Source organism: Enhydrobacter aerosaccus, from assembly GCF_900167455.1.
Lineage (GTDB): Bacteria > Pseudomonadota > Alphaproteobacteria > Reyranellales > Reyranellaceae > Reyranella > Reyranella aerosaccus.
The window spans coordinates 204198-216282 of the sequence record NZ_FUWJ01000001.1 but is presented as its reverse complement, the minus strand read 5'-3'; the positions used below and the strand labels follow the sequence as shown (position 1 = coordinate 216282).

At 64.2% G+C, this 12085-nt stretch carries 11 protein-coding genes and 1 pseudogene; 7 read left to right on the top strand and 5 right to left on the bottom strand.

The window, feature by feature from the left end; translation table 11 throughout:
• Positions 1-34 precede the first annotated feature (34 nt).
• The 5 genes from B5D62_RS00980 to B5D62_RS00960 all read right to left on the bottom strand — a co-directional run bounded on the left by B5D62_RS00980 (position 35) and on the right by B5D62_RS00960 (position 4769).
• On the bottom strand, positions 35-1198 hold the full coding sequence (locus B5D62_RS00980; RefSeq protein ID WP_085933452.1) for a nitronate monooxygenase: 1164 nt from the start codon (positions 1196-1198) through the stop codon (positions 35-37).
• 45 nt (positions 1199-1243) lie between these two features.
• Positions 1244-2890 (bottom strand): flavin-containing monooxygenase, encoded by a 1647-nt coding sequence (locus tag B5D62_RS00975; protein ID WP_085931972.1) that lies wholly within the window; start codon positions 2888-2890, stop codon positions 1244-1246.
• 48 nt (positions 2891-2938) lie between these two features.
• Positions 2939-3352, bottom strand: coding sequence for a hotdog family protein (locus B5D62_RS00970; protein WP_085931971.1), 414 nt, complete (start codon positions 3350-3352; stop codon positions 2939-2941).
• 11 nt (positions 3353-3363) lie between these two features.
• Positions 3364-3786, bottom strand: coding sequence for an FAS1-like dehydratase domain-containing protein (locus B5D62_RS00965; protein ID WP_170920729.1), 423 nt, complete (start codon positions 3784-3786; stop codon positions 3364-3366).
• Positions 3787-3893: 107 nt separating this feature from the next.
• Positions 3894-4769 (bottom strand): IclR family transcriptional regulator, encoded by an 876-nt coding sequence (locus B5D62_RS00960; protein WP_085931969.1) that lies wholly within the window; start codon positions 4767-4769, stop codon positions 3894-3896.
• A gap of 109 nt (positions 4770-4878) precedes the next feature.
• On the opposite strand from B5D62_RS00960, the gene B5D62_RS00955 reads away from it, so the two are divergent.
• The 7 genes and pseudogenes from B5D62_RS00955 (at position 4879) to B5D62_RS00930 (ending at position 12070) form a co-directional block, all read left to right on the top strand.
• Positions 4879-5820, top strand: a complete 942-nt coding sequence (locus B5D62_RS00955) for an alpha/beta hydrolase (protein WP_085931968.1) — start codon at positions 4879-4881, stop codon at positions 5818-5820.
• A 66-nt stretch (positions 5821-5886) separates the two neighbouring features.
• Positions 5887-7056: a CaiB/BaiF CoA transferase family protein gene (locus B5D62_RS00950; protein WP_085931967.1), complete on the top strand. Its 1170-nt coding sequence runs from the start codon at positions 5887-5889 to the stop codon at positions 7054-7056.
• A gap of 196 nt (positions 7057-7252) precedes the next feature.
• A complete protein-coding gene (locus B5D62_RS00945; RefSeq protein WP_085931966.1) occupies positions 7253-7711 on the top strand; it encodes a PAS domain S-box protein in 459 nt (152 codons plus the stop codon).
• A gap of 305 nt (positions 7712-8016) precedes the next feature.
• A pseudogene (locus B5D62_RS33890) lies at positions 8017-8255 on the top strand (IS630 family transposase); the annotation flags it as partial.
• 63 nt (positions 8256-8318) lie between these two features.
• A complete protein-coding gene (locus B5D62_RS00940) occupies positions 8319-8513 on the top strand; it encodes a hypothetical protein (RefSeq protein ID WP_085931965.1) in 195 nt (64 codons plus the stop codon).
• A gap of 596 nt (positions 8514-9109) precedes the next feature.
• Positions 9110-10819 carry an N-acyl-D-amino-acid deacylase family protein gene (locus tag B5D62_RS00935; protein WP_085931964.1) on the top strand — a complete coding sequence of 570 codons (1710 nt, stop codon included), beginning with the start codon at positions 9110-9112 and terminating at the stop codon, positions 10817-10819.
• A 33-nt stretch (positions 10820-10852) separates the two neighbouring features.
• The gene (locus tag B5D62_RS00930; protein WP_085931963.1) at positions 10853-12070 is read left to right on the top strand and encodes a CaiB/BaiF CoA transferase family protein; all 1218 of its coding nucleotides are present in this window, start codon (positions 10853-10855) and stop codon (positions 12068-12070) included.
• Positions 12071-12085 lie beyond the last annotated feature (15 nt).

Here is a 12085-nt window from a genome sequence, read left to right as displayed (position 1 = left end):
CACCTCGGCGTCGGAAGGATTGGGTCTGAACAGGTCAGCCATGGTGAGCCACGGCCGGGACCTGATCGCCGAGGGTGGCGGATAGTCTTTCAACCGCCTCGGCGTAGTCCTTCATGAAGTCATACACGACCGACCTGACGGATTGTTCCGTGTTCATCAGGCCGACGCACTGCCCGACAAAGTAGGCAGCGATCTGCTTGGCGCCTTCGTGACCCGCCTCTGCGAGCTTGTCCACCTTGGCCATCGCCGGGCGCGTAAGAATGCCTTGCAAAGGCATCGGCAGGGGATCGGGCGCCCCCTTGGCGCCCCATGCGTCCGACCAGGCGGACTGCAACTGCCGGGTCGGCTTGCCGGTCCTGCTGCGGGAACGCACCGTGTTGGCGGAGAACGCTTTCAGCATCTTCTCTTTGACGGCGGGCGTCGTTTCTGCCTCCGTCGTCGTGAGCCACACCGACCCGCACCAAACGCCGGCTGCACCCATCGCCATGCATGCGGCCATCTGGCGGCCGGTGGCGATCCCGCCCGCCGCCAGCACGTCGATGTTGTCGTAGTCCTGCACCGCCTCGATCACTTCGGGGACCAGCACCATCGTCGAGATCTCGCCGCAATGGCCGCCCGCTTCCCCGCCCGCGGCGACCAGGACATCGACGCCCGCCTGCGCATGCTTGACGGCGTGGCGCCTGGATCCGGTCAAGGCGCCGACGACGATACCCCGCGAATGCGCCTCCGAAATGATGGACGCGGGGGGCACGCCGAGCGCATTGACGAACATCTTGATCGGATACTGGAACGCGATTTCCAGCATCTTGGCGGCGCCGCTCTCGCGCATGAAGGACGAGTCACGATCGTCGTATTTGCCTGTCCAGACGTCGGAACTATCGATGCCGTGCCGTTCAAGCAGGTTCGCAACGAATTTGCGATGCTCCTCCGGGACACTCCCCTGAAGCTCCGCGTCGTCCGAGTCCGAGTCCTTGCCTACCATGTTCTGGGGAATCAGCAGGTCGATGCCGAACGGCTTTCCGTTGACACGCTCGTTGATCCAGTTCAGCTCGACAGCCAGCTTCTCCGGATTCAGGCCGACCGCTCCGAGGACGCCGAACCCCCCAGCATTCGTCACCTCGGCGACGACATCCCGACAATGCGAGAAGGCAAAAAGTGGGAACTCGATCCCAAGTTTCCTGCAGAGTCTCGAGTTCATCATTTCCTCACCCCATCTATTTCGTGAAATTGGCCGCCGTCCGTCTCAGCACATCTCCAGTTGCCGGTATCCTTCCGTTGCCACGGCGTTGGCCCTCGCGCGAAACGCGGGCGCGCTTCCGCTGTAGCGTGCAATGATCCGCGTCTGCTTGCCTTCGACGTTCTGGTTGATCCCGGTCATCCAACTATCGACGTCGTTCGAAAGCAGGCCTTCCCCAGCCTTGAGCACGAAGCTGGTCCAGTCCTCGACCGCCTCGGGCCGCGGTACGACATACGTGTAGCCATGTTGGCGCATGTACTGGATCAGGTTAGTGATCCAGAGGACGTTGTACTCGGCCGATCGCGGTATATTGCCGAGAGCCGTGTGCGGACCGATGCACATGAACATGTTCGGGAAGTCCGCGATCTGGACTCCCAGGAATGTTTCGAGCGCGGCCCGCCATTTCTCCTTGAGCTTTGCTTTGCTCGCGCCGCGGATGTCGATGCGCTCGAAGCTTCCGGTAATGGCGTCGAAGCCGGTGGCGTAGACGATCAGGTCGAAGGCGAAGTCGCGGTCTGCGAGCTCCAGGCCAGTCGGCGTGATACGCCGGATCGGATTCTCGAGAATGCTGACGAGTTCGACATTCGGCTGGTTGAACACCTCGTAGTAGCCGGATTCCTGGGGAACCCGCCGTGTGCCGAACCCGTGATCCTTCGGGATCAGCAGATCGGCGACCTTCGGATCATGCACCCGTTCGCGAATCTTGCGAGCGACGAATTTCGATACCTCGTCGTTGGCGGCACGATCCGTCATCATGTCCTTGAAGCCACCGACCCACATGGAGAAGCCGGGAGTCCCGTATTGTTTTTCCCAGAACGCCTCTCGTTCATCGGGCGGTAGATCGAAGGTCCGGCGACCATCCGGGGTGTGCAGGAATCCAGCCGAGGTCTGTTCGCAGAGCTGGAACATCTCAGGATACCACGCGCGCAGCCGCTTCATTTCGTTCTTGGAAATTGGCCGGTTGTGCAACGGCTTGCACCAGTTCGGGCGACGCTGAAATACCGTGAGGGTTTTCGCCGTCTTGGCGATCTCCGTTATGACCTGGACGCCACTCGCTCCGGTGCCGATCACGGCGACCCGCTTGTCCTCGAAAGTCACCGGATGTTTGGGCCACAAACCGGTGTGATAAGCCTCGCCGGCGAAGCTTTCCTGTCCAGGGACTTTCGGAAGGGTCGGCGCGGAAAGCGGGCCGACCGCCGTTACGAGGAAGCGGCATGTGTGCCACGAACCGCCCTCCAACCGGACCACCCAGGAGCGGGAGTCATCGTGGTAATGGCACGCGGTCACTTTACTCGCGAAGCTGATGCTGCGGCGGAGATCGAACTTGTCGGCGACGTGGTTCAGATATCGCTCGGTTTCCGGCTGTCCCGCGAAGTGTTCACTCCAATCCCATTCGTCCAGCAGTTCCTGACTGAAGGAATATGCGTACGAGTAGCTTTCGCTGTCGAAACGCGCCCCTGGATAGCGGTTCCAGTACCATGTCCCGCCGACGCCGGTGCCCATCTCAAACAGCCGCACATTCATGCCGAGGCGGTCGCGCAGGCAATGCAGCTGAAAAAGGCCGGATATGCCGGCGCCGATGATGATTGCGTCCCATTCCGGTGTGGGCGCTGGATCTGCGCGACGCAACGTTTCAGATGTCTGGGTTTGCATGGATGCCGCTCCGGGGGTCCGCGAGGTTGCGTTTGACGTGCGAATGGCCTAGCGGCGGAACCTGACCGTGGCCCGTCCGGGCGTCATGATCTCGCCGGCCTCCGACTTGACGAACACCGAGATCTCCGCCTCGAGGTCGGCAGGCCTGACCGCCTCTATCCTTCCTCCGGAGATCAGCGTTTCGCCGAGGTAGCTTGCCCGCCGGTTCGAATACTCGAACTCGATGAGGTCGCCGTCATCACCCAGCCAGTTGATAACGGCTTGCGTGAGCCAGTCGCCTTGCAGCGGACCGTCCACCACGATCGCGGGATGCTTCTCCACCTCGGTGGTATAGCCGGCATCATAGTGAATGCGATGCGCGTTCCAGATCGCGGCATTATAGAGAAACAGGGATACGTTGGTCGGTGCATGACGACGCTCGGGCAGGCAATCGCCGACTTGGATGTCTTCGATACTTCGCATGGTAAGGTTCCTCAGCGAACAATGCGCGTTTGCACTTCTTCGGCCACCCGTTCTCCAGTTTCGGTTCGCACGTCAATTGTATAGACGAGGAAAATCAGGTCGCCCTTCGAGCCACGCTTTTCATAGATATCCGAGAGAGTGCGAACGGCCACGAGGACGTCGCCGGGCTTTATCCGGCGGAAATAGCGGGTCTTCGTGCCACCGGCCATGACACGCTTCAGCGGCAGGTCAGGCAAGAGCGAGGTCGTGGCGATGCCGTCCGGCCCCAGTTCGTTCACGGGCACGAGCGGACGAAGCGCGCCGAACAGAAACATCGGCGGAGCCTCATCCCCGTCGAGGAATTTCTTCAATCGCTGCTCCGTGGCGATCGAATACTTGGTGATCTCGCGGCGGCTTACCTCGACCCGCATCGGCGGATCGGACGCGCCGATCATACCCCGTGCCTGGTCCGGTATCAGACCCATATCCCGATCTCGCCTACCATCCGTCTCTCGCCGAAATTCTGGTACGACAGATTTCTGGTTCATCCATGCACCGTTCTCTATGCAAGCCGCAACAATCTGACGCTTTCGGAAAGCCGTCCCGCCGCAGATTGCATCGCGCGGCTGAGCGGCCCGAGAGCATCGTCGCCGAGGTCGTACGAATGCCCCGCGGCCGTCAGGATCAGCAGCGGCTCCCAGGAGGGGGACAGAACAGGCACCGAGACCTGCGTGATGCCTTGGAACATGGTTCCGCGATCCACCGCGAAACCAGATTGCTTCGCGTCCTTCACCCGCGCTACGAACTCGGGAAAGGAAGGCTTTCGGTACCACCTGACCTGCGCCAGGAGCGCCTTGAGCTCGGGTTCGGTGCTGTTTCCGAATGCAGCCATGATCACGCCCGATGCCCCAGCCGGGCCGGGATATTGGCGCCCGACCATCACATATAAATCGTTGCGAAACGCGGTGCCGACCCAGTCCAACAGCAGCAGCGAGGAGCGGCCCAGGACCTTGGACAGGTACACCGACACGCCGTGTGCGTCGGAAAGCGCATGCATCAGCGGGCGCGCCAAGTCCATCAGCCCGCTGCGCTGCAACACCCCGTACGCGAATTCGAGAATGCGCAGGCTCATCGAGTAGCTGCGCGTCGCCTCGTCATAGCCGACAAAGCCCTCGGCTTGCAGCGTGCGCAGGATGTTGTAGGCGGTGCCGCGATGCAGGCCCGCGGCGCGGGCGACCTCGCTGGCGTTCAAGGGCCGCTCGGAAGCATGCAGCGCCCGGAGGACACTCGCGGCCGCGACGATCGCGCCGACAGGCTTCCCGGGCGTTCCCGTGGTCCTACCGGTCGCCGCCGGTCTCCGGCGCCTCGCACTGGTCGGCTCGCCTTCGAGGTCTTTCGCTTGAAGCGTTCTGGTTGAGCTCGCCGGCTCCCGATCCATTCTTCTGACCTACCAAGCGCGTTGACGCATGCCGACGGGCATGATAGTCACGCGCTCTGTCGGCGCAATAGAAATCGTGTGTCTTCTATTGAAGACACCGAGGAACGATATGCCCTTAGATCCGCAGATCCAGGCATTGCTCGACAAAGGCACCGGTGTGCCCGCTACGCACACCCTGCCGGTCGACGTGGCACGCGCGCAGTACGAGGCCCGGATTGCTTTGATGGCGCCGCCGGCTGCGGTCGCCGACGTGTGCGAGCGGATGATCGACGGACCGGGCGGGCCGTTGCGACTGCGCATCTATAAGCCACTCGGGGCCGGCCCCTTTCCGCTGCTCGTGTTCTTTCACGGTAGCGGCTTCGTGCTGTGCAGCCTCGACACGCATGACGGCATGTGCCGCAATCTGTGCGCCGGGGCGGCGTGTGTCGTCGTGTCGGTCGATTACCGACTGGCGCCCGAGCACAAATTTCCCGCCGGAATCGAGGATTGCCTGCACGCTGTCCGCTGGGCGGCCGCCCACGCCTCCGAACTCGGCGCCGACCCAACGCGCGTCGCCGTCGCGGGCGACAGCGCCGGCGGCAACATGGCCGCGGTTGCCGCGCTCAGGCTGCGCGACGAAGGCGGCCCGGCCTTGTGCGCCCAGCTGCTGCTCTACCCGGTGACGGACTACCACACGCCCGGCACGCCTTCATACGAAGAGAACGCCGAGGGCTATGGGCTCAGCCGCGACACGATGAAGTGGTTCTGGGAGCACTACCTGAGCGATCCTGCCCAGGGGGCGCACCCGCATGCCTCGCCGCTCCGCGCCCGTGATCTGGCCGGCTTGCCGTCGGCGCTCGTCATCACCGCCGAATACGACCCGCTACGCGACGAGGGCGAATTATACGCGCAGAAGCTGCGTGCGGGCGGCGTCCGGACGGCGCTGAGCCGGTACGACGGTGTCAACCACGGATTCATGTTCTGGGTCGGCGTCGTCGACAAAGCCGGCGTTGCGATGAAGGAGACCTGCGCATGGCTGCGCGGCGCTCTTGCCGCTCCGCACCATTCCTGACCGATGTGCCGCTGATCGTCGCCCGCGAGCTCGGCCTGCGCTGACCGCAAGAGCGAAGGAGATCACATGACGTCAGCAGAGCAACGCGGCCGCGGCGGTCCCCTCGCCGGCATGAAAGTCCTGGAGTTTGCCGGCATCGGGCCGGCGCCGATGGGCGCCATGATGCTGGCCGACATGGGCGCCGAGGTGCTGACGATCGATCGCGTCGAGGCGGTCGAGCTCGGCAGCCCGCGGACACCGGGCTTCGACCTGCTGCGCCGCAACCGGCTGGTCACCAAGCTCGACCTCAAGAGCAAGGATACCCAGGCCTGCGCGCTCGACCTCGCGGCGCGCGCCGACGTGCTGATCGAGGGCTTCAGGCCGGGCGTAATGGAGCGCCTCGGCCTCGGGCCCGAACTCTGCCACGCGCGCAACCCGCGGCTGGTCTATGCGCGCATGACGGGCTGGGGTCAGAATGGCCCGCTCGCCGATCGAGCGGGGCACGACCTCAACTACATCGCGCTTTCGGGCGCGCTGCACGCCATCGGCCGCGACGGCGGGCCGCCGACGCCGCCGCTCAACCTGGTGGGCGACTTCGGCGGCGGCGCCGTCTATCTCGTGGTCGGCGTGCTTGCCGCCCTGCAGTCGCGCCACACGACCGGCAAGGGTCAGGTCATCGACGTCGCCATGGTCGATGGCGCCCTATCGCTGATGACGGCCTTCTACGGCAACTATGCCTCCGGCCGGATGTCGCTCGAGCGCGGCGCCAACGTCGTCGACGGCGGCGCGCCCTACTACGACGTCTACCAGTGCGCCGACGGCGAGTACGTCTCGGTGGCCGCGATCGAGACGCGCTTCCGCCGCGAGCTCTACAAGCGGCTCGGCCTCGATCCCGACAGCCTGATCGGTCAGGACGGTGCGGCGCAGCGCCACGCGCTGAAGCCGAAGCTCGCCGCGATCTTCAAGCAACGCACGCGCGCCGAATGGTGCAAGGTCTTCGAGGGTAGCGACGCCTGTTTCGCCCCGGTGCTGTCGATCGCCGAGACGGCGGCGCATCCGCACAATGTGGGGCGCGGCGCGCTGCAGGTGATCGATGGCATCACCCAGCCGGCCCCGGCGCCGCGCTTCCAGGGCACGCCCTCGCCCGTGCCGCGGCCGCCGCGCCGTTCCGGCACCGACACCGACGACGTGCTGCCGCGCTGGGGCGTCGATGCCGACACGATCGGCCGCCTGCGCGCCGCCAACGTCCTCGCCTGAGCCAACGGAGCTGCCATGCAGCCTTACGCCACCTATCGCGATATCGGCGTGTCGCCGACCGCGTCGGATGACCTGCCGAGCTGGCCGAGTTCCCGCAGGTCGCCCGGTCCTGGCGCGGCCTGGCCCGCCGATGACTCGACACCCGCACCGTCGCGAACTGCTCCTGCCTGCTGGAAACGCCAGAGGGAGCCGTGTCATGACACTTAGGGATGCCAATAAGGTCGCTGGCTTCGCTGAGGGCGATCTCACAGGTCTCACCGACGCTGTGTTTCACGATCTCCCAGATGCTGTGATTTGTGCTGACTGCGAGGGGCTTATTCGGTTCTGGAATGCCGGCGCGGAGCGCATCTTCGGCTTCTCGCGCGATGAGGCGGTTGGTCAGTCTCTCGAGATCATCATTCCCGAACGCCTCCGGCAGCGCCACTGGGACGCCTACCGCCTCATGATGGAGACCGGGCGATCCCGGCATCCGTCGAACGAACCCCTCTCGGTGCCGGCCCAGACCAAATCTGGGCAGACGATCTCCATACACTTCACGGTTGCCCCGCTGCCCGGTCCGTACGGCGTAGTGGCGGGTATCGTTGCGGTGCTGCGCGACGCGACCGCGACGTTTCAGGAACTCAGGAGACTATGTGCGGACGAACGCGGGATGTGATCCCAATAAACTCATGCCGCGCGCCCGACGAGACAATATCCGTCGCGAATGTTGAGCCCGATCAGCGTGCGATTGATAGAGCCTGCGACAAGCTCAATCGCCTGGACGCCACGGAACATGGCCCGACTACGCCGCGGACAGTGAGCGCAGAGAAACAGACCGCTGCGAGTAACTCGTCAAAGAGAATTTGACGAGTTGCGGCGCAACTTGAGGATCGGCAGGCTTGATGCGAGACGATAGATAAATGTCGATACTTCATGCGGCGCTCGGCTGTCGTGTGATGGGGCCGTCGGGTTCCGAGGACCATCGAACCGAGCCAAGCAGAACGCGCCGAGCTTGAGCTTGTGACGCCGCTGAGCGGCGGCAAGCATGCGGCTCGCGAGCTGAAGCGGGCGCAGATCCTGCTGGCGGCCGACGCGCGGGCCGGTGAGGAGGACATCGCCCGCGCGATGGGGTGGGCGGCTCCATAGTGTACTGGACCATGGGGCGCTTCGTGCCGGCCAACCGAGTGGCGGCGCTGGGCGAAGAGGCGGTGCCGTGGGCGAGGATGGTGGCGGTACGGCTGCGCGAGTCGCCGAGCGAGCTGCCCTTCGCCGCGCACTGGTAGGTGCTGGATGATCTGCTGCAGCTCGGTGCCGATCTGATCAACAAGGACCAGCTTTATCGGGCACTCGACCTGTTTGTGGAGCACACGCTGGAAGCCCATCTCCCGCGGAGGGGCGGCGAGCCGTTCGCTGGACGCGGTCATAGCCACGATCATCGGCCCGACTACAAGCAGATCTGCATCGCCCTGCTAGACTAGAAACCTTGACGGCTTTCCGCTCGGCCACGGAGTGTTCGAAGCAGCGCAATAGGCAAGCCAACAATTCTTCACGGGTCTGCTGCTAGTCCGCCGGTGCCTTTGGTTGACAGTAAGGGGACCGAATTCTAGCCTTTATTGATCAACCAAACGATTGGTCAAAGATAGTTCTTCTTAGCAGTGAGTGTCCCGTCCGGACTGTCTGGACATTATCGTTACCTTTGTTTTCGGCAGCATGTTCGAGTGTCATCCGAAACTCAAGCTGGCTTGTGTCGAGGCCGATGTGGGCTCGGTGCCACATTTCATGTGCCGTATGGGCCACGCTTGGGAGCGCCACCGTTGCTACGCCGCATTTCAGGATGGCTGGCTGGCCTTCAAGAAAAACGACCTCTGCAACGTCTGTCGACTGATGTGGGCGAACAACTTCCCGCGCACTCCTTCTGGCCGAAAGAACAGGTCGTTTGTTGGCAGGGCAAACCGCGTACATGACCAAGGCGGAGCGCGACCTCGCACGCCGCTACAACGTGCCAGAGCTCTATGGCCTCGAGCGACCATAGGGACCGGTACCTGCATTCAGCAAGCTTCGAGGAGGACTCGCCATGTATGAGCTGGTGATTCGTGGAGGCGAGGTCGTGGACGGCTCGGGACTGCCTTCCTATCGCGCCGACATCGGCATTCGTAGCGGCCGGATCTCGCGTATCGGGCGTATCAAGGATCGAGGGCGACAGGAGCTAGATGCACGCGGGCTCGTGGTGGCGCCGGGCTTCATTGACGGACACACCCATATGGATGCGCAAGTCGCGTGGGATCCGCTCGGCACCTGCTCATGCTGGCATGGTGTGACCACGGCCATCATGGGCAATTGCGGCTTCACGCTCGCGCCGTGCCGCCCGGACGAGAAGCATCTCGTGCTGCGCAATCTCGAGCGCGCTGAAGACATCCCCGCTGAGGCCATGGAAGCCGGGATCGATTGGACATGGGAGACGTACGCTCAGTATCTCGATGCGCTGGAGGGCTTGCGCAAGGGTATCAACTACGCGGGGTACGTCGGACATTCGGCACTGCGCACCTATGCCATGGGCGAGCGCGCGTTCTCAGAACCAGCGACCGCCGACGATCTCATGACCATGAAGCGTGAGCTGTCGAACGCGTTATACGCGGGGGCGATCGGCTTCACTACGTCGCGTACGCGAAACCACGCGACGCCCGATGGCAGTCCCGTGGCGAGCCGGGTCGCGGCGTGGAGCGAGGTTCGCGAGCTGGTAGGCGTGATGAGCGAGCTTGGAGCAGGCGTCTTCGAAATCGCGAGTGAAGATACAGGCCGCGATCCTGAGCGGATCCGCGACTACCTCAACCGTCTCCGCGATCTCGCTGTGGAGACCGGGGTGCCCGTGACCTGGGGGATGTTCAGCTCGCGGGCGGTGCCAGACCACTGGCGGCAGTTCTTCGCGTTGCTGGACGAAACCGCGCGAGCGGGCGGGCGGATGTTCGCGCAGGTGCACAGCCGCGCCATCAGCGTGCTGCTATCCTTCGAGACAAGCCTGCCTTTCGATGGCCTGCCAGAGTGGGGACCGCTGCGTGCTCTTCCGCTCGCCGAACAGCTTGCTGCGTTACGCGACCAAACGCTACGGACGAGACTCATCGCGGCCGCGAACCGCATGGATTCGGCTCAAGCGGTGGGCGCCGAGGCGCGCCGCCCGGACTACGAGTGGCTCTTTCTCATGGAACAGCCGGTTGGGCCGCACCGCTCCATCGCCAGCATCGCACGCGAGCGCGACGTCGATCCGGTCGAGGCGATGATCCAGCTTGCGCTTGAGCGCGACCTTCACTGCTTCTTCGTCCAGCCGCTGTCGAACGGACAGGACGACATCGTGCTCGAAATGATGCGCCATCCCCGGTCCGTGGTGACGTTCTCGGACTCCGGCGCGCATGTCTCACAGATTATGGATTCCTCGCTTCAGACGCACGTGCTCGCGTATTGGGTGCGGGAGCGGAAGGCACTGACGTTGGAGGAAGGCGTTCGCCTGCTGACCCTTGAGCCGGCATCCGCCTGGGGACTTCATGATCGGGGCCTGCTGCGCGAGGGATTGGCCGCCGACCTCGTTGTGTTCGATCCCGACCGAGTGGCGCCGCTCATGCCCGAGGTCGTCGACGACCTACCGGCGGGGGCGCGGCGGCTTCGCCAGAAGGCGACGGGCTTTGCGGCATCCATCGTCAACGGCGTCGTCGTGCTGCGCGACGGCGAGCATACCGGCGCACATCCCGGCCGCGTGCTCCGCGGTCCCCTCGCCGCGGCAGCGCTCCGCTAGCGGCGAAGCGGGGCATACAATGCGAGGCAGCAGATGATCTCCCATCCGCTGGCTGGCGTGCTGGTCGTGGATTTCACCCAGTACGTTGCCGGTCCGGTCTGCACTCGGGCAATGGCCGAGCTGGGCGCCGAGGTGATCAAGATAGAACTGGCACCGCAAGGCGACTTAGCCCGGGCCATGCCAGTCAAGCGCAACGGGCGCAGCGCTTATTTCATCCAGCAGAATCTCGGCAAGCGCAGCCTGTGCGTCGACCTGCGCGACAAGCGTGGGCTCGGTCTGGTCAAGCGGCTGATCGCCAAGGCCGAGGTGATGGTGGAGAACTTCTCTCCTGGCACGATTGCGCGTTTGGGTCTCGGCTGGGAAGTCGTACACGCCTTGAACCCTGAGCTGATCTTGTGCTCGGTCTCGGCCTTTGGCCAGTCCGGCCCACTTTCCCAACAGCCCGGTTTTGATTTCATTGCCCAGGCCTACACCGGCGTGACGGCAATGATCGGCGACAAGGACGGCGTCCCGCCGATGGCCGGCGTCGCCATCGGCGATGTTGGCGCCGGCGTCACGGCGCTGGCCATGATCCATGCCGCACTCTATGGGCGACTAAAGCACGGCAACGGTGGGCGCTGGCTTGACGTCGCGCTGATCGACTTCTACTTCCACAGCCACGGCTTGGCAGTGGAGCTGGCCAGCGCGTCGGGCGGCACCATCAAGCCGACCCGCAACGGTAGCCGGCACTTCTCGGTGGTGCCAGCCGGCATCTACAAGAGCCGCGAAGGCCATATCGTGCTGGTGCCGGTAGGCGAGGACATGTGGCGTCGCCTGGCCCGCGCCGTGGATCGTGCCGATCTTTTGGACGATCCTCGCTTTGCCGACAGTGCCGGGAGGGCACGTCATGTCGAGGTGCTGGAGCAGATCATCACTGACTGGCTCCAAGCGCAGCACTCCGATGCTGTGGCACTCGGCGTGCTACAGCGGCATCGCGTGCCTTGCGCCCCGGTGCTCTCGGTCGAGGACGCCATGCGCCACCCGCACCTGGTCGAGCGCTACACCGTGCGCGACGTCGAGGACGCTGCGCTAGGCCAGTTTCAGGTGCCCGGCCCACTCCTGCACGTGGTCGGCCAGCCGCCAGTCAAGACACCGACCGCGCCCTCGCTGGGCGAGCACAACACGGATGTGCTGTCGCGCCACTTGGGATTGGGCGCAGCCGAGATTGCACTGTTGGAAGGTGACGGCGTGTTGAGGCGCGACGTCGGCTAGTCGCGGACGCACTCG